22 protein-coding genes are annotated in these 26,146 nt (G+C 62.3%); 10 read left to right on the top strand and 12 right to left on the bottom strand.

Annotated elements, in window-relative coordinates; all coding sequences use genetic code 11:
* The first annotated feature begins 10 nt into the window (after positions 1-10).
* The 3 genes from ACM6IM_RS10115 (at position 11) to ACM6IM_RS10125 (ending at position 3,934) form a co-directional block, all read left to right on the top strand.
* Positions 11-1,465, top strand: coding sequence for a flavin-containing monooxygenase (locus ACM6IM_RS10115; protein ID WP_414865039.1), 1,455 nt, complete (start codon positions 11-13; stop codon positions 1,463-1,465).
* 22 nt (positions 1,466-1,487) lie between these two features.
* Positions 1,488-2,444, top strand: a complete 957-nt coding sequence (locus tag ACM6IM_RS10120) for an alpha/beta fold hydrolase (protein WP_192301577.1) — start codon at positions 1,488-1,490, stop codon at positions 2,442-2,444.
* A 110-nt stretch (positions 2,445-2,554) separates the two neighbouring features.
* Positions 2,555-3,934, top strand: coding sequence for a VOC family protein (locus tag ACM6IM_RS10125; RefSeq protein ID WP_414865040.1), 1,380 nt, complete (start codon positions 2,555-2,557; stop codon positions 3,932-3,934).
* Positions 3,935-4,004: 70 nt separating this feature from the next.
* Here the strand turns inward: ACM6IM_RS10125 and ACM6IM_RS10130 are convergent, their stop codons facing one another.
* On the bottom strand, positions 4,005-4,685 hold the full coding sequence (locus ACM6IM_RS10130; protein ID WP_201189047.1) for a type 1 glutamine amidotransferase domain-containing protein: 681 nt from the start codon (positions 4,683-4,685) through the stop codon (positions 4,005-4,007).
* 392 nt (positions 4,686-5,077) lie between these two features.
* On the opposite strand from ACM6IM_RS10130, the gene ACM6IM_RS10135 reads away from it, so the two are divergent.
* On the top strand, positions 5,078-5,593 hold the full coding sequence (locus ACM6IM_RS10135) for an Hcp family type VI secretion system effector (RefSeq protein ID WP_192301580.1): 516 nt from the start codon (positions 5,078-5,080) through the stop codon (positions 5,591-5,593).
* 585 nt (positions 5,594-6,178) lie between these two features.
* Here the strand turns inward: ACM6IM_RS10135 and ACM6IM_RS10140 are convergent.
* The 5 genes from ACM6IM_RS10140 to ACM6IM_RS10160 all read right to left on the bottom strand — a co-directional run bounded on the left by ACM6IM_RS10140 (position 6,179) and on the right by ACM6IM_RS10160 (position 10,869).
* Positions 6,179-6,352: a hypothetical protein gene (locus ACM6IM_RS10140; RefSeq protein ID WP_192301581.1), complete on the bottom strand. Its 174-nt coding sequence runs from the start codon at positions 6,350-6,352 to the stop codon at positions 6,179-6,181.
* Positions 6,353-6,363: 11 nt separating this feature from the next.
* On the bottom strand, positions 6,364-6,606 hold the full coding sequence (locus tag ACM6IM_RS10145) for a hypothetical protein (RefSeq protein WP_201189049.1): 243 nt from the start codon (positions 6,604-6,606) through the stop codon (positions 6,364-6,366).
* 61 nt (positions 6,607-6,667) lie between these two features.
* Positions 6,668-7,738: a lipocalin-like domain-containing protein gene (locus ACM6IM_RS10150; protein WP_414865041.1), complete on the bottom strand. Its 1,071-nt coding sequence runs from the start codon at positions 7,736-7,738 to the stop codon at positions 6,668-6,670.
* Entirely contained in the window at positions 7,728-10,199 is a 2,472-nt protein-coding gene (locus ACM6IM_RS10155) for an FtsX-like permease family protein (protein WP_414865042.1), read from the bottom strand. The genes ACM6IM_RS10150 and ACM6IM_RS10155 overlap by 11 nt, the downstream gene beginning before the upstream one ends.
* Before the next feature lies 1 nt (position 10,200).
* Positions 10,201-10,869, bottom strand: a complete 669-nt coding sequence (locus ACM6IM_RS10160) for an ABC transporter ATP-binding protein (protein ID WP_414865043.1) — start codon at positions 10,867-10,869, stop codon at positions 10,201-10,203.
* Between the two features lie 204 nt (positions 10,870-11,073).
* Here ACM6IM_RS10160 and ACM6IM_RS10165 point away from each other — a divergent pair, with 204 nt between their 5' ends.
* Positions 11,074-11,367 carry a type II toxin-antitoxin system RelE/ParE family toxin gene (locus ACM6IM_RS10165; RefSeq protein ID WP_414865488.1) on the top strand — a complete coding sequence of 98 codons (294 nt, stop codon included), beginning with the start codon at positions 11,074-11,076 and terminating at the stop codon, positions 11,365-11,367.
* Between the two features lie 2 nt (positions 11,368-11,369).
* Positions 11,370-11,678, top strand: a complete 309-nt coding sequence (locus tag ACM6IM_RS10170) for an addiction module antidote protein (RefSeq protein WP_192301586.1) — start codon at positions 11,370-11,372, stop codon at positions 11,676-11,678.
* 228 nt (positions 11,679-11,906) lie between these two features.
* Here the strand turns inward: ACM6IM_RS10170 and ACM6IM_RS10175 are convergent, their stop codons facing one another.
* Positions 11,907-12,713 (bottom strand): class I SAM-dependent methyltransferase, encoded by an 807-nt coding sequence (locus tag ACM6IM_RS10175; RefSeq protein WP_414865044.1) that lies wholly within the window; start codon positions 12,711-12,713, stop codon positions 11,907-11,909.
* A gap of 171 nt (positions 12,714-12,884) precedes the next feature.
* On the opposite strand from ACM6IM_RS10175, the gene ACM6IM_RS10180 reads away from it, so the two are divergent.
* Positions 12,885-13,268, top strand: coding sequence for a hypothetical protein (locus ACM6IM_RS10180; RefSeq protein WP_201189059.1), 384 nt, complete (start codon positions 12,885-12,887; stop codon positions 13,266-13,268).
* Here ACM6IM_RS10180 and ACM6IM_RS10185 read toward each other — a convergent pair.
* The 5 genes from ACM6IM_RS10185 to ACM6IM_RS10205 all read right to left on the bottom strand — a co-directional run bounded on the left by ACM6IM_RS10185 (position 13,259) and on the right by ACM6IM_RS10205 (position 21,725).
* On the bottom strand, positions 13,259-14,686 hold the full coding sequence (locus ACM6IM_RS10185; protein ID WP_192301589.1) for a sigma-54-dependent transcriptional regulator: 1,428 nt from the start codon (positions 14,684-14,686) through the stop codon (positions 13,259-13,261). The two genes, ACM6IM_RS10180 and ACM6IM_RS10185, sit on opposite strands and share 10 nt — an antisense overlap.
* Positions 14,655-16,154 carry a sensor histidine kinase gene (locus ACM6IM_RS10190; RefSeq protein WP_414865045.1) on the bottom strand — a complete coding sequence of 500 codons (1,500 nt, stop codon included), beginning with the start codon at positions 16,152-16,154 and terminating at the stop codon, positions 14,655-14,657. Before ACM6IM_RS10190 ends, ACM6IM_RS10185 begins: the two co-directional genes overlap by 32 nt.
* Positions 16,155-16,255: 101 nt before the next feature.
* Positions 16,256-17,287, bottom strand: a complete 1,032-nt coding sequence (locus tag ACM6IM_RS10195) for an SCO family protein (RefSeq protein ID WP_414865046.1) — start codon at positions 17,285-17,287, stop codon at positions 16,256-16,258.
* Positions 17,284-20,091 carry a multicopper oxidase domain-containing protein gene (locus ACM6IM_RS10200; RefSeq protein WP_414865047.1) on the bottom strand — a complete coding sequence of 936 codons (2,808 nt, stop codon included), beginning with the start codon at positions 20,089-20,091 and terminating at the stop codon, positions 17,284-17,286. The genes ACM6IM_RS10195 and ACM6IM_RS10200 overlap by 4 nt, the downstream gene beginning before the upstream one ends.
* Before the next feature lie 185 nt (positions 20,092-20,276).
* Positions 20,277-21,725 carry a sensor histidine kinase gene (locus tag ACM6IM_RS10205; RefSeq protein ID WP_414865048.1) on the bottom strand — a complete coding sequence of 483 codons (1,449 nt, stop codon included), beginning with the start codon at positions 21,723-21,725 and terminating at the stop codon, positions 20,277-20,279.
* 254 nt (positions 21,726-21,979) lie between these two features.
* On the opposite strand from ACM6IM_RS10205, the gene ACM6IM_RS10210 reads away from it, so the two are divergent.
* From ACM6IM_RS10210 to ACM6IM_RS10220, 3 genes are read left to right on the top strand one after another with little or no spacing between them, the layout of a single operon-like run.
* Positions 21,980-23,326, top strand: coding sequence for a hypothetical protein (locus tag ACM6IM_RS10210; protein ID WP_414865049.1), 1,347 nt, complete (start codon positions 21,980-21,982; stop codon positions 23,324-23,326).
* Between the two features lie 35 nt (positions 23,327-23,361).
* A complete protein-coding gene (locus ACM6IM_RS10215; protein WP_414865050.1) occupies positions 23,362-25,611 on the top strand; it encodes an Ig-like domain-containing protein in 2,250 nt (749 codons plus the stop codon).
* 58 nt (positions 25,612-25,669) lie between these two features.
* Positions 25,670-26,131 carry a curlin gene (locus ACM6IM_RS10220; protein ID WP_414865051.1) on the top strand — a complete coding sequence of 154 codons (462 nt, stop codon included), beginning with the start codon at positions 25,670-25,672 and terminating at the stop codon, positions 26,129-26,131.
* Positions 26,132-26,146: the final 15 nt, after the last annotated feature.

The following is a 26,146-nucleotide window of genomic DNA, read 5'->3' on the forward strand; positions in this document are numbered from 1 at the left end:
AAGGACGCCCATGCAGACTTTCCAGGTGTTGATCATCGGCAGCGGTTTTGGTGGTCAGTGCGCGGCGGTCAATTTGCTCAAGGCCGGTATCGATGACTTCCGGATGCTGGAGCGGCGGGACTTTTTCGGTGGCACCTGGTGCCAGAACACCTACCCCGGCGCTGCCGTCGATGTGCCCTCGCCGCTTTACTCCCTGTCCTTCGCCCCCTATCGCTGGACGCAAATGTTCGCCGGCCAGGCAGAGCTGCACCGCTACACGCAGCATGTCGTGGACAGCTTTGGTTTGCGGGACAAGGTGGAACTGGAGGCGAATGTCGAACGGGTGAAGTGGGACGACGACGCCAGACACTGGATCGTCCACACCACCAGCAAGGGCACCTTCCGTGCCCGTTTCCTGATCAACGCCACCGGGCCGTTGAGCCAACCGGTTATCCCGCACTTCGAAGGCCAGGAACGCTTTCTGGGCAAGACGTTTCACACCAATCACTGGGATCACTCCTACGATTACCGGCAAAAACGTGTCGCCATCGTCGGCAGCGGCGCCAGCGCCGCCCAAGTGATCCCGGCCATTGCCCCGGACGTCGGGCATCTGCATGTGTTCCAGCGCTCGCCCCATTGGGTGCTGCCACGGGCCGACCGCGCCTTCGGACCGGTGCAGCGCTGGCTGCTCGGCTTGAAACCGGCGTACAAGCTGCTGCGCTGGATGATTTACTGGCAGTTCGAAACCCGGGTCATCGCCTTCAAGTACTCGAAACCGGCGATCCGCCTGGTCCAGCAACACGCCCTGCGCTTCCTCAAGCGGCAAGTGCCTGATCCACAGTTGCGACGAAAACTGACACCGGACTACGCCATCGGCTGCAAGCGGGTCATCGTGTCCAGCACCCTCTACCCCGCTCTCGGCCGCTCCAACGTCACGCTGCACAGCCGCGAACAGGGCATCGCGTCCATCGACGAAACCGGCATCAATACCCAGGATGGGCAGCACATCGATGTGGACCTGATCGTCTGGTCCACCGGTTACGACGCCACTGACGGGGTGATTTCCTACCCGGTCAGCGGAAAAAACGGCAAGCAACTGCGGGAATTCTGGGCCACCTACCCTCGTGCGTACCTGGGCACCAGCCTGCCGGACTTCCCCAACCTGTTCATCGTCACCGGCCCCAACACCGGCATCGGCCACACGTCGGCGCTGTTCATCATCGAATCCCAGATGAACTACATCCTCGATTGCATCCGCACGGTGAAAAAACAGGGGTTGCGCAGCATCGAAGTTCGCCCCGAGGCAGAACGTACCTACACTGAAATGATCCACCGGGAAATGGAACGCACGGTGTGGAAGTCCGGTGGCTGCCACAGCTGGTATCAAAGCCGGAGTGGGCATGTGATCGCCATGTTTCCCGGGTTCAGTTTCAGCTACCACCAACTGACCCGGGCGCTGAAACCCGCCGATCACATTCTGTCTTGATCAGAGAGAAGGGAGACACCTGATGCTTTTGTTGGTTGTCGTGATTGCAGTGTTCATCGCCTGGAGCTGGTTGAGCTACCCGGCCATCGGTTACTGGCTCTATGACCTGAACATGGCGGCCGAGGCCAGGTTGTACCGGCTGCACAAGATTGTCGTGCCCATCGCCGAAATGACGGTGTCGACCTGGCAAGGCGGCCCCTATGAAGCCTCGAGCAGTGTGCTGATGCTGCATGGCTACAGCGCGGACAAGAACATCTGGCTGCGCTTCGCCCGGCATTTTGTCGGCACTTACCGGGTGATCATTCCCGACATCGCCGGGCATGGGGAAACCGGTTTCAAGGCCGGCGGCGGTTATGACATTCCGTTGCAGGCCAAGCGCATGATCCAGCTGCTCGACGTCTGCGGTGTCGAGAAGGTGCACGTGATCGGCAACTCGATGGGCGGTTACATGGCTGCATGGCTGGCGGCGACCTATCCGGAGCGCATCGCCTCGGTCGCGCTGATCGACCCGGCGGGCGTCACCGCCCCCGAGGCCAGCGACCTGGAGCGCCATCTGGCCAAGGGCCACAACCCGTTCCTGATCAACTCCCGTGAAGAGTTCCGCCGTTTCTACGCCATGACCATGGCAGAACCGCCGTGGGTGCCGGGCGTGGTGCTGGACGCCATTGCCCAGCGCTACGAACAGTCCCGGGACGAGCTGGAAGAAATCTTCAGGGATTTTCGCGCCAGCCCGCCCATGGAACCGAGGCTGGCCGAGATCAAATGTCCGGCACTGTTGCTGTGGGGACGCAAGGACCGCCTGATCGACGTCAGCAGCGTGGCCATCTGGAGCAAAGGCATCGAGGACCTGCGGGTGGAAATCTGGGAAGGCGTCGGGCACATGCCGATGGTCGAGGCCCCGGCGGGTTCAGCACGGCTGTATCGGGAGTTTTTGGCATCCCAGCGCCTGGAGAGCCCACAGGATCAACGGATGCATTGATCGATCAGTCCTTTGCAGAATGAAGTTCGTAAGATTCTTCGTTTGTCGGCGTCGCGCAAGGCTGCGATCTTTCTGCACATCCTTCCCGTCACTGCGCCTGGAATTCCTGCATGAGCCACTCGAACTTTGTCAGCCCTGACCTGATCCGCCAACGCTTTTCCAAAGCGATGTCCGACATGTACCGCAAAGAAGTGCCGCTGTACGGCGCGCTGATGGAGCTGGTGGAGCAGACCAACCGCCACGTGCTGGACAGCGACCCGCAAGTCGCCCGGCAATTGAACAACACCGGTGAAATCCAGCGCCTGGACATGGAACGCCACGGCGCCATCCGCGTTGGCACGGCGGCAGAACTGGCCACCCTGGCCCGGTTGTTCGCCGTCATGGGCATGCAGCCGGTGGGTTATTACGACCTCACCCCGGCCGGCGTGCCGGTGCATTCCACCGCCTTTCGCGCGGTGCATGAAGAGGCGTTGCAGGTCAGCCCGTTCCGGGTGTTCACCTCGCTGCTGCGCCTGGAACTGATCGAAGACCGGGAGCTGCGCGCCTTTGCCCAGTCGGTCCTGGACAAGCGCTCGATCTTCACGCCGATGGCGCTGACGCTCATCGAACGCGCCGAATCCGAAGGCGGACTGAGCGAACCGGACGCCGAGGCGTTTGTCCTGCAGGCACTGGAAACCTTCCGCTGGCACCACAGCGCCACCGTGACCGCCGAACAGTACCGCCAGCTCAGCGCGCAGCATCGCCTGATTGCCGATGTGGTGGCATTCAAGGGGCCGCACATCAACCACCTGACCCCTCGGACGCTGGACATCGACATCGTTCAGGCGCAAATGCCGGCCCACGGCATCACGCCCAAAGCGGTGATCGAAGGACCGCCGCGCCGCCAATGCCCGATCCTGCTGCGCCAGACCAGCTTCAAGGCGCTGGACGAGCCTGTCGCGTTCACCGATCAACCCCACAGCCACGGCAGCCACAGCGCCCGCTTCGGCGAAATCGAACAGCGCGGTGCCGCCCTCACCCCCAAGGGACGAGCGCTCTACGACCGTTTGCTCAATGCCGCCCGCGACGAACTCAAGGACTTCCCCAACGAGGCCAACGCCGAACGCTACAACGCGTTGATGACGCAACACTTCGGCGAATTCCCTGACACCCTCGATGGCATGCGCCAACAGGAACTGGCGTACTTTCGCTATAGGGTCACGGAGAAAGGCCTGGCTTCAGGCGAACGTCGCTGCGTGACGCTGGAGGCGTTGCTCAGCCTCGGCTATGTGACGGCCGAGCCGCTGGTATACGAAGATTTCCTGCCCGTCAGTGCGGCGGGGATTTTTCAGTCAAACCTGGGGGATGCGGCGCAAACCCACTACGGCCAGCACTCGAACCAGCACGCTTTCGAACAGGCGCTGGGGCGAACGACCCTTGATGAACTGGGGTTGTATGCCGAGACCCAGCGCCGGTCGATCGAGGAATGCTTCGCAGCATTGGGGCTGTAGACGCAAGCCTGCTCGCGAGAAACGCCCTGGCACTGCGGGCTTCCAGGCAGCCCGCAGGTCAGGCCCGAGTCTACTTTTTCAGCTTCGCCAACAACGCCTGCGCCGCGGCTTCGGACGACGCCGGGTTCTGCCCGGTCAGCAGCAGACCATCGGTCACCACATAACTGGCCCAGTCATCGCCCCTGGAGTAAATCCCGCCCCGCTCCTTGAGCATGTCTTCCACCAGGAAGGGTACCACCTGGGTCAGTTGCACCGCCTCTTCTTCGGAATTGGTGAAGCCCGTGACGCGCTTGCCCTTGACCAGGGGCTGGCCGTCCGCCCCTTTCACATGGCGCAATACCCCCGGCGCATGGCAGACCAACGCCACCGGCTTGCCCGCCCCGTACAGCGCCTCGATCAAGGCAATCGAAGCCTTGTCTTCGGCCAGGTCCCACAGCGGACCATGACCGCCCGGATAGAACACCGCATCATAATCTTCAGCGCGCACGCTGCTCAGCAATGCGGTGCTCGCCAATGCGGACTGGGCTGCGGAATCCTTGCGAAAGCGGTCTGTGGCAGCGGTTTGTGCATCCGGCTCGTCGCTTTTGGGGTCCAGGGGTGGCTGGCCACCCTTGGGTGAAACCAGCGTCAGCTGCGCGCCGGCGTCCTTGAAAGCAAAATAGGGTGCGGCGAACTCCTCCAGCCAGAAGCCGGTTTTCTTGCCCGTGTCACCCAATTGATCGTGAGACGTCAAAACCATCAGGATTTTCATGTCGCGCTCCTTGAATTCAGGGAATGTGTTCGGCGCTGGATTCGACCACCTCGCAGCGCCGTTCGTTGCAACCGCACACCTCATTGGTGGCCTGCCGCCTTGATGTGCAAGAACTCACACGATCAATCCACTGCCTGGCGCGGTTTCAACACACAACGCCGGGTTTATCTGACCAGCCATACAGTGCGTTGGTAATTGCGCTGCGCTGCGCAGGCGATTGCGCGCATTACCTGAATGATCGTCGCCTGAACAGCGTCGCGCCCACGAACAATCAGCACAACACCCTGATCTGAAAGGCTGACGACCGGGCTGGCATGGACCTTGATAACGGTGATGCTCCCCGGAGGCCATACCGCCTTCCGGGCAACTTCACTGATTCAGGGAGAGAATCCATGGCAATACCCGCGTACATGTCCATCACTGGCAAGAAACAGGGCCTGATCACCGAAAACGCCTCGACCGCCGACTCGGTGGGCAACGGCTTCCAGGAAGCCCACAAGGATGAAGTCATGGTCCAGTCGGTCACCCATGACATCATCATCCCTCGGGATCCGCAGTCCGGCCAGCCCACGGGTCAGCGTGTACACCAGCCACTCGTCGTGACCAAGGTATTCGACAAGGCTTCGCCCTTGCTGCAAACCTCCCTGACCACTGGCGAAGTGCTGACCGAAGTGGTGCTCAACTGGTTTCGGATTTCAGCAACGGGCACCCGAGAGCACTACTACACCACCAAGCTGGAGGACGCGATTCTCGTCGCCATCAACAACAAGATGCACGACTGCCAGGACGCCACGGGGGCGCACTTCACCCACATGGAAGAGCTGCAATTCACCTACCGAAAAATCTACTGGACCCACGAAATAAGCGGCACTACCGGCTCCGACGACTGGCGTAACCCTGTCACCTGATTCAGCAGGACGGTTTCATGCATCGGTCAGCGCTGCTGGCCGGTGTCATTTGCATCCATGTCCAACTGTCACCACGGGCTGAGTTATTTTCAACAGGCTCTGGGGAGCACACTTGCACGATCAACTAGCGGCTACAAAAACTTCGCCTTTGCGAGTGACCGCCGAATTGCACAGCGATATTGCGCACAATATTGCGCAATACTTAAAACAGTTCGGCTATTTGAGAATTACCGCAAGGACAGAGATGTCCATGGGTAAATAACGGCGAGAGAGGTGTTCGCCCAGTGTAATGGCCTTGGCAATCCTTGCACCGGTAAAGAGCCCCGCCACTGGGCGAACGGCGAGTATTTTAATGCAACTTCCCTGTTATGTCCGTGCCAATAACATGAAATTTACTGAGCATTAATTAAATGTCATCAAAAATATGACTTACATACACCACTTAAACTCACCTGTTCGACCATAACGATCGATAAAACTTGTACGAAAGATGTACAAGAACACTCGAAAGTTATAAGGCCAATGCTCGATTCCAGTATTGAGCATTGGCTAAAAACACCGACTCAGCATTACTTCGCTGTCGGTTCAACCGTTGCGAGCCGTTTCCTGCGCCGTGGATTCTCCGCTGGCGGTGCCTTTACCGCTGTCCTTGCGCCGGGTCGGATCGGTAGGACGCAGGGCATCATTGTCGCGCTCGACCTCCCCGGGCGGGCGCGGTTCGTCGGGGTGTTTGGAGGTGTCGGGGGATTGGCTTTTCATGGGATTTATCCTCAGGATTCGGGGTCGTCGACTTCATGGCTGACGTTCACGGCAGGTGAATCCTTGTGGGATTGCCTGGCCTTGTCCTTGAGGGACTGCCACTGCTCCAGGTCGATGGCGCCCTGCCCCAGCAAATCGTCCGCCACGCGCACCAGTTCGGCGTAATGGGCGTCAGGGGATTGTTGCCAGTAGGCCTGGTCGTCGAACAGACGCTGCCACGCGGCCAGGTCGGGGGCTTTGAGGTCATCGCTCATGACGGCTCCGGTGAATGGGCTGGTTCAATTAGGAGGACGCCGTACCGCCGAGAGTTCCGCCTCAGTAGCCAGTCATTTCCAGATAGCCCTGCCCCGCGTGGCTGCCGCTCAGGCGCACGGGGCCCTCCCAGTAGGGAATGCGCAGGTTCATCCAGGCATTGGGGTTGAGCGCGGTGGTGGTGAGGTCGAGCTGCTTGCCGGGAATCCTGATGGACCAGCGCACAGGCATCGAGCGCCCGGCCACCGGCTCGAAGCCTTGCGGTGTGAGGCTGATGTCAGCGGCGTGCAATAACTGGGTGCGCCCTTGCGCGTCGATCCAGGTACCGGTGAGGTAGGGCTCGCCCTCGTTCTGGCGCATGCGGTAGAGCATCACCCGTTCGCCGCTGTCCAGATGCAGGGAAAACCAGTCCCACCCGCTCTGGTTGGCGGTGAGGGGCTGGCTGCTCCACTCACGGTCCAGCCACGCCGGGCCGCTGACCTGATACGCCTTGCCATCGATTTCCAGCGTACCGCGGGCCTGGAAAAACGGCTGGCTGTAATAGTACGACGCCTGGCCCTGTTCGGATTTCTGGCTGAAACCCTGGTCGCCCTGGAGCACTGGGGCACGGTCGGTCGTCAATTGCAGCGTGTAGCTGAAGCCCTTGTCCCGGGCGCTGAGTTGCAGATTATCCAGGCCGTCGGGGCCCAGGCTGGCGAAGCGCCAATCGTCGATCCAGGCGCTGAACGGTTGAAGGCTCACCCCGGCCTGGCCGACGCCTCCCCGGGCATAACGTTCGGCCGCGTGGTGCACGCTCGCCGAAGTCACTGCCGCATGGCCGAGCCAGATCGTCTGGTTACCCCACCCCGCCACTTCCGGCGTGGCTTTCAGCGCACTGCGGAACAATGTCCATTGCACGCCAAACTCGTGCCCCTGATCGTCCTTGAGGTTTGCGGTGACGTACCACCACTCGATGCGAAAACCTTCATGGGCACCGTGATCCGCCGGAAAACTGAATGCCCGGCCAGGCACCACCGGGGTAAAGGTGGTGGCTTCACCACCGAGTCCGGCGAAGCCCTTTTCAACCGGTGCCGAGTCATCGCAGCCACTCATCAGCAGCATCAGCCCGCACAGAGCGACGCACTTAATCCTCATGGGCAAACGTCCTCAGCAAGTCCGCCGGTTGCGTGCGGTACAGCGAATACAGCGGCCACGCCGATGCCAGCAAGGTCGCGAGCAATGCCAGCCCCATCAACTGCGCCAGTTGCAGCGGGAACAGCCGCAAGGGCAGGCGCCAGCCGAACGCTTGCACGTTGATCACCGTGTCCAGGCACCACGCCAGCGCGATGCCCAGTGGCAAGGCGAGCACCAGCGTCAGCACCGCCAGCAGCCAGGTCTGGCCGAGGTTGAGCAGCATCAGTTGCCGACGGGTCACCCCCAGCGCCCACAGCGGCGCAAGTTGTCCGAGTCGACTCTGGCTCTGGGTCAGCAGGCTGATGAACAGCGCCACGCCGGCGACGCCAAGCGTCAGGCTGTTGAGCGCCGCCGTCGCGGCGAAGGTGCGCTCGAATACCTGGGTGGACCAGCCCTTGAGCCGGGCCTGGTCGACAATGCGGCTGTCGTCGAGGGCGAAAGCGGCCTGAAGGGCGTTCAGGAATGCCGGGATCAATGCGGGTTCGATGCGCAGGTTGAAACGATTCGGCGTCAGTTGCGGCCAGCCGCGCAGCAGGTGATCGGCGTTGACCAGAATGTGCCCTTTCGGATTGCCGTAATCGGCATAGATCCCGACGATTCGTGGCGACCATGTGCCGGTCGGCGTGGGCAGTGCCAGCTGTTCGCCCAGGCGGACGTTCAGGCGCCGGGCCAGTTGTTCGCTGAGCATCAGCGTGTCGTCCTTGGCCAGTCGTTCCCACGGGTTATCGCCCAGGGCTTCGAGCAACGGCCAGTGCTGGCGATACGTCGGGTGGTCGATCACGCCAAACACATCCGCCGGCCAGCCTTGCAGCTGGATCGACACCTGCCAGTTGGGCAACACCGCCGCAAGCGACGGCTGCTGTTTGAGCCAGGCCTGCAACGCCACCGCCTGGGCCGGGTTTTGCGGGTTCACATACAGCTCGGCAGTCAACCGCTGTTCGAGCCAGTCACTGAAGGTCTGGCGGAAGCCGGCGGTCATGCTGCCCGCGCCGATGTTCGCCGCCAGGGCCAGCAGCAGCGCCATCAACGCCAGGCTCAGGGCCGGCAATTGCTGGCGGCAATCGGCGAGGAACCACTGCCCGAGCACGGAACGACGGCGCTGCAACAGCAGGTTCAGCAGCGTGTTGAGCAGCACCGGCAACGCCAGCGCGGCACCGATCAGCAGCGCAGCCATCAGCACGAAGCCACTGGCGAGGCTGTCGCCAAACGTCAATGCCAGCCAGGCAATCCCACCGGCCAGCAGCGCGACCCCGCCCTGGCGCCGCAACCAGCGGGCATGGGCTTGATGCCAGGCCTGCGGGTCGGCCAGGGCCAGCAGTGGCAAACGCGCCGCCCGCAGCAGGCTGCTGGCACCGGCCAGCAATGCGCCGAACAGGCTCAGACCAACGCCGCTGAGCCACCACCCAGGGCTCAGGCTCAACTGCCCCGGCACCTCGGCGCCGTACAGGCCCCGCAGACTGGCGGCGACATCGGGCAACAACACGCTGGCCAGCAGATAGCCGCTCACCACGCCGGCCAGGGCGCCGATCAACGCCAGAAGCCCCAGCTCGACGGCCAGGCAAGCGATCAGCCTGCGTGCGCTGACGCCGCAGGCGCGCAGGGTCCGGAGCAGGCCGCGACGTTGTTCGAGCGCCAGGCCGATGGCCGCGTGAACAATGAAAAGACCGACGACAAAGGAAAGAAAGCCCAAGGCGTCGAGGTTCAGGTGGAAGCTCTCGGTCAAACGCGACAGGTTGTTCTCTTCACCACTGCTCCTGAACTGCAACTGCCCCTTGAGCGAGTCCGGCAAGGGCGTGCTGAAATCCCTGGGCAGCAGTAGCCGCGACAGCTGATCTGGCAGCCCGAGAAGCTGCTGGGCAAAACCGATGTCCACCAGCAACACACCGGGAGCCATGTCGGCCTGCACCTGAAGCGGCGGCAAGGGCTCACCGCTCACGCTGGAAGGCCGCTCACCCTCGCGCAAACCGAGCGCCTGCAAAGTCTGGGGGGAAATCCAGGTGGTGCCCGGAGGGCTGAAGAAGTCGACGATCCGCTCGATGGCCATGGCTTGCCCGGCCACCGCAGAGCCGGCCGGCAACGACACCGGCTCGATGCCCATCAGTTGCAGACGCTGGTCTTCATGGCCCTTGAGTGTCACCCGCCCCTGCAATACCGGGGACACGGGCCAGCCCATACGACGCAGCTCGATGAACAATGCCTGGGAGAACGTGCCGCCCGCAGGCGCACTGAGACTGGCCTGGGGCTCACCGCCGATCAACTGGCTGGCACGAGCGTAACTGTCCCGCGCCTGGCTGTTCAGCGCCTGCACACCGGTCAGCAGGCCGGTGGCGAGCCACAGACCGGTCAGCACGCTGAACAACTGCACCGGGTGGCGCCGCCAATGGCTGAGCAGCGCACGCAATGCCTGGAAAAATACCCGCACCTCAGCGCTCGTCCGCGTCGGCCAGGCGACCACGGTGCAACACCACTTTGTCCGCCAGTCGCGCCGCCACGCTGGGGCTGTGAGTGACCATCAGCAAGGTCGTCGGGCTGTCGTCGAGCAGCTCCAGCAACAACTTCAGCACTTCATCGCTGGTGGCTTCATCGAGGCTGCCAGTGGGTTCGTCGGCCAGCAGCAACCTGGGTTGCGCCGCCAATGCCCGACCCAGCGCCACCCGCTGCTGCTGACCGCCAGACAGTTGCTCCGGATAACGCCGCAGCAGATCAGCCAATCCCAGACGCTGGACCAAATGGGCGTGCCAGCGCGCATCGTGACGCCCGGCCAGTCGCGCCTGGAACGCCAGATTGTCCTCCACACGCAAACTGCCGATCAGGTTGAACTGCTGGAACACCAGGCCGATTTCAGTGCGCCGCCAGTTCGCCAGTTGAGCCTCATTCATCTGTTCAAGCCGGTGCTCGCCACTGCGAATACTGCCGCGATCGACCTTGTCCAGCCCGGCGATCAAGTGCAGCAACGTGCTCTTGCCGCTGCCCGACTCCCCCATCAGCGCCAGGCTGCTGCCGGGCTTGAGCGTCAGGTCGACCCCCTGCAACACCGGCAGCGGACCTTGCGCGGTGGCATAGCTTTTGTAAACGCCTTGGACCTGAAGCATGGGACACCCGATTGAGAAGCGTGGGCCAAAGGATAGCGGGCCGACGCAGGTTTTGTCCGTTGACGATTGCGGTACGGAGTGACGCACCGGTGCTCCGGACACTCAATGCAAGACGCAAACGTCCCACAAACAGCCAGGAAGAAAGACTCGAAGCGAGCGAACGGCCTGACTGATCTCACGTATCCGAATGGGTACCTTCAAGCCATGAATTATCTTGTTCGACAAACCACACGCTTCGCCGAATGGCACACTTCAATACGCGACTTGCGGGCGAGGGTTGCTATAGCGCGTCGCATCGACAGGGCTTCTGCGGGTAATCTAGGGGATGTCAAATCGGTGGGTGACGGTGTATCCGAAATGCGCGTGGACGTCGGTGCCGGCTATCGGGTTTACTTCACCCTACGGAACAACGTCGTGATTTTACTGCTTGTGGGGGGAGACAAATCCTCGCAGACAGCTGACATCAAGCGGGCGAAAAAATTGGCAAGGGAGGTTTGAGCATGAGCCAGACGTTGACTACTTTCGATATGGCAGCACTGCTGGACAGTGACGACGCGATCAGCGAGTACCTTTCCCAAGTTCTGGCAGATGGCGATAACGAGGAGTTTCTTCGAGCGATCGGCTACGTTTTAAAAGCTCGAGGCATGGCACAAATTGCCAAGGATTCGGGAATGGGTCGCGAAAACCTGTCCAAAGCCTTCGCGCCCGGTGCAAGACCTCGCTTCGATACCGTTTTGAAAGTTGTTCATGCACTTGGACTTGATCTCTACGCACAACCTGGTCATGCGGTAAATCACTCGGCTCACTAGATGTTTGCAAGCCGGGCGCCACCTGCCGCCGCTATACGACTGCGTTGAACGCAGACCCCGCCTCCACAACAGATCCCCTGTGGGAGCGAGCCTGCTCGCGAATAACGCCCGGACAACGCGGACACTCGGGCAGTCCGCGTCATCGACGACCCCCGCGAGCAAGCTCGCGCCTGCAATGGGCTTCGTGAACACTGGCCGTCTACCCGTTCCCGCCGGTATCGATCCGGCTCAGCGCTTCACCGCCACCCAGGTAAAACACAGCGGCAACTGCGCTGCCCGTTGTTGATAGCGGTCGTAGAGTTCTTCGCGATTGGAATGCGGGTACTCCTTGAAGTGGCTGATCTGCAAGCCCGCCGCCATGGCGCCGGTGAAGATGTCGCTCAGGGTGTGAACGAACCAGTAGGACGTCGCAGCCGGTTGTTCGATCTTGCCTTCGTAGACGATTGGCTGGTCCTGCACGAACGGCTCGCGGCGAAAGTAAGAAGTGGCCAGGTGATAGGGGTCGTCGGCTTCGGGGTCGAACATTTCCAGGAACGGATGGGTTTCGTACACCACCAGCGCGCCGCCCGGCTTGAGGGTGCGTGCGACGTGGTGGAAGAACTCGCCGATGTCCGGCATCCAGTTCAAGACGCCGATGGTGATCAGCGCCACATCGAAATGCTCGTGCAGTGCCTCCGGCAGATGATGGATGTCGGCCTCGATGAATTCGGGCACGTGCGGCGAGCGGGACGCCAGCTCCCGCGCCTGATCGAGAAACGCCGCCGACTGATCCACCCCCACCACACTGCGCGCGCCCAGTGCGAACAGCGAAAGGCTTTCGCGGCCATTGTTGCAGCCCAGTTGCACCACGGCCTTGCCCTCGACGCCCAGTTGCTCCAACACACCGTGCAAGGTGGCGTCCAGGCAGGAGAAATCAGCCAGGGTCACGGACTCCAGCAGTGCCGGCCATTCGGGGTTGTTCTTGTGGTGTCGGGCGGAGTCGTTCCAGGCATCGCGGTTGCTGGCGACAGCGTTGGCGTTTGAGGGCATTTCCATTTGCACGCTCCAGAATGGGACGGTGGGTTGACCGGCCCGAGTCTAGATCAGCGCTTTTGATAAGCCCATCGGGTGTTTGTTGCAATCTTGTAAGCCGGCACTTCCCGCGCTCGCCAGCTATAGTTAATGACCTTGGGGAAAAGCGGGAAAACCGATTTCACAGGTGCAGCCATGAAACACACCCCTTTGACGCTGTTGTTCGCCCTCACCCTCAGCCTCAACGCTCACGCGGACGACAGCCTGACGCCAACGTCCGAATACAGCAGCGAGTTCAATTACTACGGGGACAACCAGCCGTTCGCCCATCCCGCGCCACCCAGCCTGAGCACAGTGCCGCCCGGTTCGTACATTCCCACGGCACCGCAGGATTTCATTCCGATTTCCAGCCAGCACGCGTTTTCCGACTCACGCCTGCCAACGGTCGCGGACGCCACCGTGCGCGTGTTCATCCGTACCTACGACGCAGAGCGCGGGGTCTACGTCAATCAGGAGGTGATCGACCCGACCTGCCTGCTGGCGTGCCTCAGCCAAAAGGCCACGGCGGTCTACCACTGACGCTTGTCCGGGCGCGCAAGGCCGAGCTTTTCGATCCGGTAACGCAGCATGTCGCGACTCAGGCCCAGCAGACGCGCGGATTTGGTGACGTTCCAGTCAGTCTTGTCGAGCATCTTGCGCACCATGTCGCGCTCCACTTCCGGCAGGTTCATCGACTCGCTGCCGTTGTAGGCCGGGCGGGGTTCGCTGCGGGGCACCTCGGGCATCACCAGCGGTTCATCCATCAGGCTCAGGCACACGTTCAACTGGTGCGCAGCAATGCTATCGGTCTGGGCCAGCAATACCGTTTGTTCGAGCATGTTGCGCAGTTCGCGCACGTTGCCCGGCCAGCTGTAGCCCAGCATCAGCTCTTCGGCCTGGTCACTGAAATGCAGGTTCGGCTTGCCATAGCGCTTGCCGTGGATGGCGAGGAAATGCCGGGCCAACAACAGGATGTCTTCGCCACGGGCGTACAGGCGCGGCACCTTGATCGAGATGATGCGCAGACGGAAAAACAGGTCGCGGCGAAACTTGCCCTGCTGGACCATCTGTTCGAGGTTGCAGTTGGTGGCACTGATCACCCGCAGATCGACCTTGCGTTCCTTGACCGAACCGACCCGCCGAATCGTCCGGTCTTCCAGCAGCTTCAACAGCTTGGCTTGCAGCAGCAGGTCCATTTCCCCCACTTCATCCAGGAACAACGTTCCACCGTCAGCCGCCTCCACCAGCCCGACCCGGCGGTCCTTGGCATCGGTGAATGCGCCCTTCTCGTGGCCGAACAGTTCCGACTCCAGCAGGTTGGACGGAATCGAGGCGCAGTTGAACTCGATGAACGGCCCCTTGCTGCGCGGCCCGTCAAAATGCAGGGCGCGGGCCACCAGTTCCTTGCCGGTGCCGGTTTCGCCCTCGACCAGCACCGGTGGCAAATCGGCGTTGGCCATGCGGCGCTCGGCGTCGAGCAACTGGCCAATGGTGTTTTTCAGGTACAGCATGGGCGCCGATTCGCCGATCAACGCCTGCACCCCCGACTTCTGCGCCTCGCGCTCCTGATAGAACGACAGTGTGCGCTCCATGCGTTCGGTGGCCAGGGCCTTGTCCAGCATCAGCTTGAGTTCGGGCAACGCCACCGGTTTGGTGACGTAGTGGAACGCGCCCTCTTTCATCGCCACCACGGCATCCTCGACGTTGCCGTAGCCGGTCATCATGATCACTTTCAGGTCCGGCGCGCTGATGCGCAGCTTCTGGATCAGATCGTGACCGCTCATGCCCGGCAGCGAGTTGTCCGTCAGCACCACGTCCGGGGCGAACGTACGCATTTGCTCCAGCGCTTCTTCCGCCGAGTGACAGACCGTCACCTCGAAATCCTTACGCTCCAGGTAGGTCTGAATATTCTCGGCGAGGAGTTCGTCATCCTCGACCAGTAGAATGCTGTGCTCCATGATCCTCTCCCGTTGCCACTTTAAAATTGAGACTGACGCGGGTTCCTTCCTGCTCCTGGCTGGCCAGTTCGACCGAGCCGTCAAAGCGTTCCATGATTCTTTTGACCAGGGCCAGGCCCACGCCCAGACCGCCTTGCTTGGTGGTGAAAAAAGGCTTGAAGACCATTTGCTGCTGTTGCCGGCTCATGCCCTTGCCGGTATCGCTCAGGGTCATGCGCAAATGGCCCGGGTGTTGCGATTCGATCTCGATGCTCAGCACGCCGCCCTTGGGCATGGCCTCCAGGGCGTTGGCGAACAGGCTATTGAGAATCTGCGTCAGCAGCACCTGTTGGCTGACGACCGGCGTACAGGCCATCGGCGTGAAGCGCACTTCGACGCCGCAGCGTTTGATCAGCGCCTCGAAGGCGCACAGGGTGTCATCGATGGCCAGCACCAGGTCCACCGTTTCCTGGTCCTCATTCATCGGCCGCAACGACACCAGCAGCTCACGTACCCAGCGCGACATGCGATCGACCTGGTTGATGATGTCGCCGATATTCTTCTGCGCGCCATGGCTGGCGACTTCCTGGGCCAGTTCGGCGCTGGAACGGATGTTCGCCAGCGGGTTGCGCAGGCTGTGGGCTACCGCCGAAGACATTTCCCCGAGGGCAACAAAGGTTTCATTGTTGATCAACTGCTTCTGCTGACTTTCCAGCAGCTTGGCGGCACGCCACACGATCCAGAACAGCCCGAAGTAAATGGCGGCCCCGCCCAGCAGCGTGGCGAACCAGGTCGTCTTGAAACCGCGCTGGATTCTCGCCACCAGGTCCACCGGTTCCTTGTAGATCTCCACCATTGCGATCACTTTGCTTTTGTCGGCGTTGAACATCGGGATGTAGTTCTCGATGAACAGGTATTCCGGTTCCCGCAACAGTCTTTGTTCGGGACGCTCTTCGTCGATCTCGTGGTAGCTGGTGGACACCGGTTCCTTCATTTCGAAGGACTCGTCCAGCTCCTCGTCGTCCTCGATACGCACACCGATCAGTTCCGGGTTGGTCGACCACACCACCGTTCGGTCCTGGGCATACACCGTGGCCAGCAGCAGGTCAGGCAGGTGCTCGACATGATCGAGAAACTCACCGCGCGAAGAAGCCCTGGCCTGTGCAGAAACATCCGGATAGGCGTTGTCTTCGCGCGGGTCGAGCATTTCGCCAATGGTTCTGTTCGGGTTGATCGAGGCATGCCGGATTTCAGCCGCGCCGATGGCCTGGACGAATTGCGCGGTCAGCATGGAATCGCGCTCGATACTTTCTTGCACCACGAAACGCGTGGAAATGTAGCCCAGCGCCAGCGCCACACCGGCGATGATCAAAAAGCTGCCCAGGGAAAACCAGCGCAGCAGGTTGAATTGCCCCCGCAAGCCAATGCCCTCGGCGGCTGGCGGCGGTTTTGGCGAGGCAGGTACTTGGTGTTGTTCGAGTATCTGCATGGAAAGGTCCCGAGTGTGACGTAAGGCATTTCCCGTGGCGTTTCGGATCAGTGTAGGTGGCATTGATCGAACCCGACGGCCTCAATGATTGTATTTAGCCGCTATGGCACCTGCGCCGCCTGCAACGGTTGCTGGCGTTCGGTTTCTTCCTCCAGGAACTCGATGATGGACTGCGCCGCGTTCTCATCCAGGCGCAGGTTTGGCATCGGGATCTGCTCGAAACGCTCGAACAGCTGCGTGGCAATGGGGTCCTTCTCGGCCAACAGGCGATCCGGCTCACGAATCCAGCGGTTGAGCCACGCCGGGTCACGCTGGCGCGTCACGCCAATCAAGTCCGGGCCAATACTGCGCATGCCGATGCCCTGCCCGTCCTGCGGCCCAAGGCTGTGGCACGACGCGCAACGGGTGCGGAACAGCTCTTCACCATTGCTCGGCGGGCGGATTTCAGGGGCATTGGCGTAGCTTTGTTCGGCACTGGCCTGCGTCCAGTTCTGCAAGGTGTTGGCCAGTTGGTCGGCGAGGATCCACGGGTTCTCGAACGGCGAGGCTTTCATCCAGCGTCCGGTGCCCTGGTTGCCGACGATCAGGCTCAGGTTGTGGTCCTTGTTGCGACCGTTGTCGACGCCCTCGATGAACAGCCCGAGCTTTTTGCGCAGGTCGGTGACGGCCTCGAACTCACCGGTCAGAAAGCGCCAGCCCGGCCCGACCTTGAAACGTTGCGCATAAGCCTTGAGCACCGGCGGGGTATCGCTCAGCGGGTCGATGCTGATCGAGTAGAAGAAGATGTCCTGGCCAACCCGGTCCCCCAGCAAGGTTTGCACCTGGCGCAGGCGCGCGGTCTCCAGCGGGCAGGAATCGCTGCACGACGTGAAGATGAAGTTGATCACCACCACTTTGCCTTTGATCAGGTCGTCGAAAAACCGCACCTGCCGACCGTCCTGGTCAGTCAGCAGGGTGTTGGGGAAATAATCCTCGCCCCAGGGCGTCGCCGATGGCGTCGGCGCCAGTGCGCCGTCATGGGCCACCAGGGCACGAGTCGCCAGCAGGCAGGTCACCAGTACCAGGACCAGGTGCATGCCCAGGGCACGGGAACGCGGCGTCGACAGCGCCCTGTCGGCGCGCGCCCGGTTCATTTTTTCACCTGCACTTGCGGGCCGAAGCCGTCGCCATTGCGGAAGGTGGGCAGCGCGGCAGAGTTGACATAGCGCACGCCATCCCAGCTCGGCAGCGGTGTCGGCATCAATTGCAACTGACCGGGTTTCTCCAGGTCCCAGCGCAGCAGCATGGAGTTGTCCTCATGCTGGGTATTGTGACAGTGCTCCATGTACGTCCCGGCGAACTCGCGGAAGTTGATCGCCATTTCGACGCTGTCCAGCCCATCGTTTTCCGAGCCGATACGGTACACGTCCTTGCGTGCCCACTTTTCCCATTCCGGAGGGGCCTTGCCGCCCCGGCTGAGGATGATGCCTTCCTCGAAGTGCACATGCACCGGATGACTCCAGCCCTTGCCGCCAGCCTTGATGTTCCACACTTCCAGGGTGCCCAAACCACTGGCGCCGGCATCGGTCGGACCGCTGGCCAGTTTGGTCGCGGTGTTCAGGCGCCGCGGGTCCATGTGGAAACCGAACCCGCCGTCGGTCTTGACCGTCCATGGTGCTTCATCGGTGCCGTCGGAGCGGCCGAAGATGTAAGTCCGGTGGCGGGCCTTGGCCAGCAGTTGCTTGTCGGCGGCGTTGTCGCGGTGGATTTTCAGCGGGATCATGACCAGGCCTTCGGCCTTGCCGGGTTTGGCCGGTTCATACGCCGCCGGATCCATCGCCAGATCCTGGCCGGTGTACGCCTTGACGTTGAGTTGCAGCACCTTGCCCACCGCCGGATCGCCCCTGTCCCACTGCGGTCCCTTGCTGGTCTGCTTGATCACCGCCAGGTATTTCTCGGAAAGCAGATCGGCCAGGGAAATAACCTCTTTGGGGCCTTTGCCGTCGTCGTGCGCCTGCAGGTTGACGAAGAACAGTTTGTCGCCGGGCTTGATCCCGTTTTTCGCGAAGTTGACGATGATGTCGAACCGCTCGGCGATGCCCTGGGTCGGCAGGATGGCGTTGTGGTTCTGCTTATCACCGTCGGCGTCCAGGTCCATGCTGCCGTCGAACGGCACGCTGTGCTCCATGATGTTGCCGTCGTTGGCGATCATGTGGAACGGCACCCGGGCATAGGACACACCCGAGCCCTTGGGTCCCTGGAACTCGCCGCTGCTGCCCTTGATTTCACGCACCAGCGCCAGCTTGAAGTAACGCGACACCGAGCCATTGAGGATGCGGAACCGATAGCTGCGTGCGCGCACATCCAGGGTCGGTTTCCACTGCCAGTTGACCAGCATCTGGTCACCGAGGAAACCGTCGGTGTTGAACGGGTTGAACCACAGTTGGCCAGCCTGATCCCAGGCCTTGTCGGCGAACACCAGGTTGACGTCGTAGTCACGGTTGCCCCATGGCAAGGCGCTGCCGCTGGGAAGGCGCAGGTTGACGCCGTCGTTCACCGATTCATTGCCGCGATCCAGGGCACTGTAGTAATTCATCATCGCCGCGTTGCCCTTGTAGACGTTCTGCGCGGTGAAATCGAGCATGTGGTCGTGGAACCAGTGGGTGCTCATGGTTTCGCGCCAGTCACCGCGAATCCTGATGGTGCCGTGGTCGCAGGTCTTGCGGCTGGGGGTCATGTCATTGGTCCACAGGGTTTCGCCCGGTGCGCAGGGGAATGCCGCGCGCGGGTCCTCGGCCTTGGTGTTGATGCTGTCGTAGCCGGCCAGCTGTATCGGCCAGCGGTAGTCGTAGTACTGGCCGGGAAAGAAGAACGCATTGGCATAGCCGTCGCTTTCCGCCGGGGCGTGGCCGTTGTGTTCGTGGGTGCTGATGGTGTGCAGGCCAAACCCCATGTTGGCCGACGGATCGATGGGCAAACCGTTGTAGTGACGCATCAACACCGGTTGGCCGTATCGCACCATCAACAGCTTGGGCGGCAAGGTGCCGTCGAAGGTCCACACCGAATTGTGGTTTTGCACCGGCATGTTCGGGTGGATTCGCGCATCGACGCCCCGGGCCGTGCCCTCGGTCGCCGGAATGCCGGCCACGTTGTGATAGAGGCCGCCGGGCCCGAACTCACCCACGGCATAACCGTGCATCTGATGGCTGTCGCGCCAGCCGGTATTGGTCCTGACCCCGGTCTGTACGGTCTTGTAGGCCATTTGCGGGTAAAACTCGTTCCAGCGCTGGTGCGACCAACCCTTTCCCGGCGGGCGACCTTCGGCGGACGAGCCAATGCGGCGGTTGAGGAAGTACTCGATCTGCGCCTGCCAGGGGTTGCGGTCCACCACGTTGGAGAACTGGCTGGGGAACGGCGTCAGGCCCGGTTGCCGCATGAACGCATCGAGGGCCGCGCTCGGCGGTGCGCTGCGAGCTGCACTGGTGGGGTCCTGTTGCGGCAGCGGGCCAATCGCCGCCGGTGGAAACGGCAAGGGTGCCGCCGGTGTGGTGGGGTCGAGCTTCTCCGGCCCGAACTCTTCGAACAGCGCCAGTTGCTGGGTGAAGGGTTGGGCGCCGAACAGCGGGCTGGGCTTGCCGTTGGTGGGGTAGTTGAAACTGGTCTGCACCGTCGGTGGCAGGATGTTTTCCTGGCGCGGGGTGTCGCGGCTGCCTTTGACCCCATCCGGCAGATCGAAGGCATCCTCGTTGGCTTCCGGCATGGTCAGTATGGCGTTGAGGGCTGCCGGTTCGTCGGCCGGTTCGTCGTAATACGCCGAGGGGTCGGAAGGCTCTGGCTGTCGCTCGTCATCGATCGGGCTGGCGCGCAGCGTCGCTGTGCCCAGCGTCATTGTCAGCAGGACGCCCAGCGGCGTCAGCAGGCCAAACCACTTGAAGGAGAAACGCGCTTTCGTGTTCATCACCAGCCGCCTCGCAGTCATGAAGGGGTGCTGGTGGTTCTGCAAGGAGCCCGCCAAACCTGTAACAACTTATTACGAAAGCATTAATACTCGCGGAAACAATGGCTTATCAACATCAATGTGCCATGAGTGAAAAAAGGGGGTGGGGAATGGCACCCGCTAACGGGGAAATGGCATCCCCGTTTTCAGGGGAAGCGCTTGAACGTCAGGCGCACGCAGGTGCCCTCGCCTTCCCGGCTGTCCAGATTCACCGCACCGCCGCAACGCTCCATGATGCGCTTGACCAGCACCAGGCCGACGCCCAACCCGCCCTGCTTGGTGGTGAAGAACGGGCGGAACGCCATGTTGCGTTGTTCCTCGTTCATGCCTTTGCCGGTGTCGCGCAGCAGCACATCGACGCCCCGGGGATCGACCGGCTCGAGCGTGATGGTCAACGTGCCGGCCCTGTCCATGGCTTCCAGCGCATTGGCGATCAGGCTGTTGAGAATCTGCGCCAGCTGAATGGGCTGGCTGAGGACCATGGGCGTTTCCTGGGGGGCGAACACCACGTTGACCCCGGCCTTGGCGATCTGCTGCTCGAACGCCGTCAGGCTGTCGTGCAAGGCCGCCACCAGGTTCACCGATTCCGGTTCGTCATGCAGCGGGCGCAAGGATTGCAGCAATTCGCGCACCCACTTCGACATGCGATCGACCTGGCCGATGATGTCCTTGATGTTCTTGTGGGCCGGACCACTGTCGAACTCCAGGGCCAGCTCGGCGCTGGAGCGAATGGTCGCCAGCGGGTTGCGCAGGCTGTGGGCGACGGCCGACGACATCTCGCCCAGGGCGACAAAGGTTTCATTGGTGATCAGTTGCCTTTGCTGCGCCGCCAGCAGAATCGCCGCCCGCCGCACGATCCAGTACAACCCCAGGTAGATCAGCCCGCCGCCCAGGGCCGTGGCCAGCCAGATCAGCACCAGGCCGCGTTCCATGCGTTCGATCAGGTCCTTGGGCTCCTTGTAGATCTCGACCATGGCCGTGACGTTCTTGCCTTCGGCGTCGAACAGCGGAATGTAGTTCTCGATGAAGATGTACTGCGGTGGCGTGACGAACTTCTGTTCCATCCGCGCTTCGTCAACGTCGTGATAACTGGCCGAGACCGGGGTCTTGAATTCGAAGGCACGGTCCAGGTCTTCGTCAGCTTCGATGGTGGTGCCCATCAGCGCCGGGTTGGTCGACCAGATCACCATGCGGTCGGGGGCGTAGATGTTGGCCAGGATCACATCGGGCAAGTGGGCGATATGGTCGAGGAATTCGCCCCGGGCGTCGGCGCGGGCGAGCGGGTCGACGTCGGGAAAGTTGCGGTCCTGGCGCGGGTCGAGCAAGTCGCCCATGGTCCGCACATTGGGGATCGAGACGTGACGCACTTCGGCCGAGGCAATCGCCTGGATGAACTGTGAGGTCAGTAATGCGTCACGCTGCACGCTCTCGGTAATCACGAAGCGTGTGGACACGGCACCCAGCGCAATCGCCACCGTACCGATCACCGCCATGCTGATCAGCGAAAACCAGCGCAGCAGGTTGAATGGCTGTTTGCGCGAGCGCAGAAGGACATCGCCCTCCTCACTCTGGAGGGTTTGTGTTGGCATGTTCATGGGTGTGCTTCCCGACGACTCCCCTCTTTCGTTATAGCCCATGGCCACGTATTTGCCCGGCCCCGTGTCCCCATCCACCCCCAAACCTGGGGAAAGTCGCCCGATCGCCTCGCCACAGCCACTGACGCCCCCCGCGACAAAAACACCGCAACACCGGGGCTCTCCCGGTCATTTCGGGTTCTTGGTATGGAAGTTGCCGAAGCCCCCTCAACTGACCCAACCCCAAGGGGCAGGTCTTGATAGAGGGAAAACTCATGCACCCTTTACTGTCCAAAACCACGATCGCCCTGATCGTGAGCGCACTCGCTCAAGGCGCCGCCCAGGCTGCGCTGTTTGCCGTAGACCCAGGACCCTATGCACCCGCCAACGGCAATTTCGCCGCCTGGTATCAGGATTCCCACGGTCGCACCCTTGACCTCTGCCTGACAAAAGCTGTCAGTTCCAGGGTCGTCGGTGCACCCGGCGCCCCCAGCTACATGTGCCTGCTGAATCCCAATCCCGGTATTTTCGACGACACCCAGCCGATCGTTTTCCCGGGCAACTTTCCTGATGAAGCGTTCTGGTTTACCGGTGACGGTTCCATTGTCGATGCCGCCCGTGGCATCGACCTGACCTACGTCAGCGCCGTCGAAGCCGCCTTCGCCGCCGAGGATCCCGTGGAAGGTGATCAGGTCAGTTTCGGGCGCATCCGCATTCGCGTCGACGTGCCCACCGCCGGGATCTACACCATCACCCACCCCTACGGCGTCGACATCTTCGACGTGCCGGCCGGTGGACGCCGCGCGATCAACATGACCCGCGACATCGGCATCGGCTCGCCGAAAACCTACGACGGCGCGCTCAAGAGTGACATCGGACCGTTCCTGCGCAGCCTGAATGGCCCCTACACCGAAACCAACCCGGCCACCGGTGCCGCCGAGCAATTCGTAGGCGATCCGAACCTGGAAGAAGCCTTCACCGGTAGCCCGTTCAACACCAACTACATCCGCATCGAAGGGCCCAACGGCCTGGATCTGCGCACCACGGTCATGGCGATTTCCGGCAAGTTGTCGACCGTCGCCCGGCCCACCCCGCTGATTGCCGAGCGCAGCACCTATTCGCGCAAGGCCGGCGCCAGTGCGCCCGTGGCCCAGCAGGATGTGTTCGTGATGGCGCCGCCGCCACCGGCCACGGTGAAACTGGACAGCAACAGCCCGGTGCTGAACCTGACCGAGGCCGATACCACCGGCCACTGGTACGCGCAATCCTCCACCAACCCGACACTGCCCGCCAACCTGGTGGTGACCGCGGACAACCACCTGGCCATCCCCACCAGTACGCCGACCTCACGGAGCCTGCCGCTGACCGACCTGGTGGTGATCTCGCAGGCCCAGTACAGCCTGAACTCGGGCCTGCTCACCATCGTCGCGACCACCAGCGATGAAACTTCGCCACCGGTGCTGACCGCCACTTCGGGCACCGGTGCCGCCATCGGCTCGCTGAGTGGCAACGGCGCAGAGAAATCCCTGTCGACCGGCATCTCGCCGATTCCACCGGCCAAGGTTCGCGTGACGTCATCCAATGGCGGCTCCGACACCGAAGAAGTGGTCATCGTGCAATGAACGCTCTCATGCCCAGATCCGCATCAGGAGGCATCATGAACAAGTGGCCACGCTTCGCGCTCAACGCGCTCGGGCTGACTCTTTCGCTGTCGGGCAGTGCGTTCGCGCAACTGGCTGCCGTCGACCCCGGACCCTACACCTTTGCCACGGGGAAATTCCCCATGTGGTATCAGGACAACAACCTGCTGTCACTGGAGCTGTGCCAATCGCGAGCTACCAGCACCCGGGCACCCGGTGCCCCTGGCGCGCCGGCCTACATGTGTATCCTCAACCCGGAGCCCGGTGTGTACGACGACACCCAGCCGATGGTGTTCCCGGATAACTGGCCACCGGAAGCCTTCTGGTTCCTGGCCGAGACCAGCATCAACGATGTCGGCGGTTATGGCGTGGATGCCTACGTGGCGGGGATCGAAGCGGCCTTCGCCGCAGAGAACCCGGTTGACGGCGACCAGGCCAGCTTCGCGCGGATTCGCATCCGGGTGAACATTCCCGTGGCCGGCACTTACGTCATCACCCACCCCTACGGCCAGGAGACGATCAACGTCACCGCACCGGGTCGGCGGGCGATCAACATCACCCGCGACATCGGCATCGGCGCACCGGGCAACTTCGCCGGCGCGCTCAATGGCGAAGTCGGACCTTTCCTGCGCAGCGTCAACGGTCCCTACACCGAAGTGAACCCGGACACCGGCGCCATCGAGACCTTCGTCGGCGACCCGAACCTGACCGAAGCCGTCACCGGCAGCCCGTTCAACAACAACTTCCTGCGCGTCCAGGGCCCGGCCGGGACCATCCAGACCAACCTGTTCACCGTGTCTGGCAAAGTGCTCGACAACCGCGCCCAGACCCCGGTGGAAATCGGTCGCGCTACCTACCGCCGTACCTCCACAGGTCCGGGCACCAGCAGTACCCGGGTGGAGATCTTCGGCAAATCCAACAATGCCTCGACCCTGTGTTTCCGCGAAAGCGTGGCGCTGGTTCCCGGACCACCACAGTCGCCTTGCCTGGTCACCATGACGGGCGACAACACCGGCCAGTTCTTCGGCCATCGCCTGACGGGCTCGACGGTGCCACCTGTGGTGGTCGTCACCGGCACCGATCCGAGTGGCGCGCACCGGCCGACCGCCGTGTCGAGCAAAATCAGCGACGTGGTGAAAGTGCAGACCGCTCGCTACAACTGGAGCAACCACAGCCTGCTGATCGAAGCCATTTCGTCCGATGAAGTGTCGGTGCCGGACATGGTCGCCCAGGGCTACGGACGGCTGTCGAAGTCCGGCACCCTGCAGCGCCTGACCGTCGCTGACCTGACCCAGCCACCGGCCAGCGTGACGATCAAGTCTTCGGCGGGTGGCAGCGATACCGAGCCCGTGGTGGTGGTCGGCACCGCACCGGACAGCGGTGAGAACCAGGCACCGTTGTCGGTGGCCGACAGTGGCAGCACCAGCTTCGGCGTGCCGATCACCCTCAACCTGCTGACCAACGACAGCGATCCCGACGGCAACACGCCGCTGGCCATTACTGCGCTGACCCAACCGGCGGCAGGCCAGGGCACCGTCGCACTGAGCGGCACCACTGCGGTGGTCTACACCCCACCGGCGGTCGTCAACTCGCCGCTGACCACCACCTTCACCTACAAGGCGCAGGACATCAAAGGGCTGGCCTCGACGACGGCGGCAACCGTGACCATCACCGTGGCACCCAACCAGGCGCCGACGGCGGTGGCTGACAGCATCGCGACCTTGGGTGTGTCGGTGCCGATCAGCGTGCTGACCAACGACACCGATCCGGAAGGCAACCTGCCGCTCGCGGTGGCCAGCTTCAGTCAGCCCCCTGCCGGGCGAGGCAGCGTGACCAGCAACGGCACGGTGCTGACCTACAACCCACCGGCCACCGTCACCACGGCGTTCACCACGACCTTCACCTACTTCGTGCGGGACAGCTTCGGCGCCGTGTCGACAGCACCGGCGACGGTCACCGTGCAGGTCTCGCCAAGGCCACCGGCAGAAAACTTCGCCGTGACCGCCGCCACCGTGACCGCGCGTTCCAACAACCGCTTCACCTGGGACTTCACGGGCACCTCGTCGGTGACCACCGGCAACACCATCACCGTTCAGGTCACCACCCCGACCGGGCTGCAGACACTGGGGACGACCACTGTACCGGTGACCGGACGCTGGCGGCTGACGGTGAACAACACGACCACGGTGATTCCATCGGCCAACCCGACGGCGACCATCACCTCGTCCCAAGGCACCGTGCGCACGGTGCAAGTGATCGCCAACTGAGCCGCGCCCCATCGACCACCCGGTTGATGGGGTCGCCCTCGCCACAAAGGACAAGACCATGAAAACGTCGACCACCGCCCTGCTCTGCCTGCTTCTGCTCTGCAGCAGCGCGGGCGTGCGCGCCGACGATTTGATGGACAACGACGACCTGGGCCCCGGCGCCGACCTCGGCGACTTGCCCCTGCCGGTCGGCCAACAGGCGCTGATCGACCAGAACGGCCAGGCCAACGTGGCGTTGCTGCAACAGAACGGCCAGTCGTTGCTCGGCACCATCGTCCAGTCGGGCAGCAACCAGGAAGCCTACATCCTGCAACAAGGCAGCGACCTGATGGCGATGATCACCCAGCAAGGCTACGGCAACTCGGCCTCGATCACCCAGGCCGGCAGCCAGAACCGCGCGCAGATTTCCCAGAACGGCAACAACAACGACGCCAGCATCGACCAGGCCGGCACGGGGCTTTCCAGCGCCGTGAACCAGTCGGGAAACGGCATGAGCGTTTCGGTCAAACAATACCGTTGAAGCACTGCACCCCTT

Source organism: Pseudomonas sp. IT-P12, assembly GCF_949767465.1.
Classification (GTDB): Bacteria; Pseudomonadota; Gammaproteobacteria; order Pseudomonadales; family Pseudomonadaceae; genus Aquipseudomonas.

Coding starts and splice junctions, on each gene's coding strand:
- ACM6IM_RS10195 (WP_414865046.1), bottom strand. CDS start 17,287: ATGAACCGGGCGCGCGCCGACAGGGCGCTGTCGACGCCGCGTTCCCGT.
- ACM6IM_RS10150 (WP_414865041.1), bottom strand. CDS start 7,738: ATGAGGATTAAGTGCGTCGCTCTGTGCGGGCTGATGCTGCTGATGAGT.
- ACM6IM_RS10115 (WP_414865039.1), top strand. CDS start 11: ATGCAGACTTTCCAGGTGTTGATCATCGGCAGCGGTTTTGGTGGTCAG.
- ACM6IM_RS10175 (WP_414865044.1), bottom strand. CDS start 12,713: ATGGAAATGCCCTCAAACGCCAACGCTGTCGCCAGCAACCGCGATGCC.
- ACM6IM_RS10145 (WP_201189049.1), bottom strand. CDS start 6,606: ATGAGCGATGACCTCAAAGCCCCCGACCTGGCCGCGTGGCAGCGTCTG.
- ACM6IM_RS10185 (WP_192301589.1), bottom strand. CDS start 14,686: ATGGAGCACAGCATTCTACTGGTCGAGGATGACGAACTCCTCGCCGAG.
- ACM6IM_RS10125 (WP_414865040.1), top strand. CDS start 2,555: ATGAGCCACTCGAACTTTGTCAGCCCTGACCTGATCCGCCAACGCTTT.
- ACM6IM_RS10200 (WP_414865047.1), bottom strand. CDS start 20,091: ATGAACACGAAAGCGCGTTTCTCCTTCAAGTGGTTTGGCCTGCTGACG.
- ACM6IM_RS10165 (WP_414865488.1), top strand. CDS start 11,074: ATGAATTATCTTGTTCGACAAACCACACGCTTCGCCGAATGGCACACT.
- ACM6IM_RS10205 (WP_414865048.1), bottom strand. CDS start 21,725: ATGAACATGCCAACACAAACCCTCCAGAGTGAGGAGGGCGATGTCCTT.
- ACM6IM_RS10170 (WP_192301586.1), top strand. CDS start 11,370: ATGAGCCAGACGTTGACTACTTTCGATATGGCAGCACTGCTGGACAGT.
- ACM6IM_RS10180 (WP_201189059.1), top strand. CDS start 12,885: ATGAAACACACCCCTTTGACGCTGTTGTTCGCCCTCACCCTCAGCCTC.
- ACM6IM_RS10160 (WP_414865043.1), bottom strand. CDS start 10,869: ATGCTTCAGGTCCAAGGCGTTTACAAAAGCTATGCCACCGCGCAAGGT.
- ACM6IM_RS10215 (WP_414865050.1), top strand. CDS start 23,362: ATGAACAAGTGGCCACGCTTCGCGCTCAACGCGCTCGGGCTGACTCTT.
- ACM6IM_RS10190 (WP_414865045.1), bottom strand. CDS start 16,154: ATGCAGATACTCGAACAACACCAAGTACCTGCCTCGCCAAAACCGCCG.
- ACM6IM_RS10210 (WP_414865049.1), top strand. CDS start 21,980: ATGCACCCTTTACTGTCCAAAACCACGATCGCCCTGATCGTGAGCGCA.
- ACM6IM_RS10140 (WP_192301581.1), bottom strand. CDS start 6,352: ATGAAAAGCCAATCCCCCGACACCTCCAAACACCCCGACGAACCGCGC.
- ACM6IM_RS10130 (WP_201189047.1), bottom strand. CDS start 4,685: ATGAAAATCCTGATGGTTTTGACGTCTCACGATCAATTGGGTGACACG.
- ACM6IM_RS10120 (WP_192301577.1), top strand. CDS start 1,488: ATGCTTTTGTTGGTTGTCGTGATTGCAGTGTTCATCGCCTGGAGCTGG.
- ACM6IM_RS10135 (WP_192301580.1), top strand. CDS start 5,078: ATGGCAATACCCGCGTACATGTCCATCACTGGCAAGAAACAGGGCCTG.
- ACM6IM_RS10220 (WP_414865051.1), top strand. CDS start 25,670: ATGAAAACGTCGACCACCGCCCTGCTCTGCCTGCTTCTGCTCTGCAGC.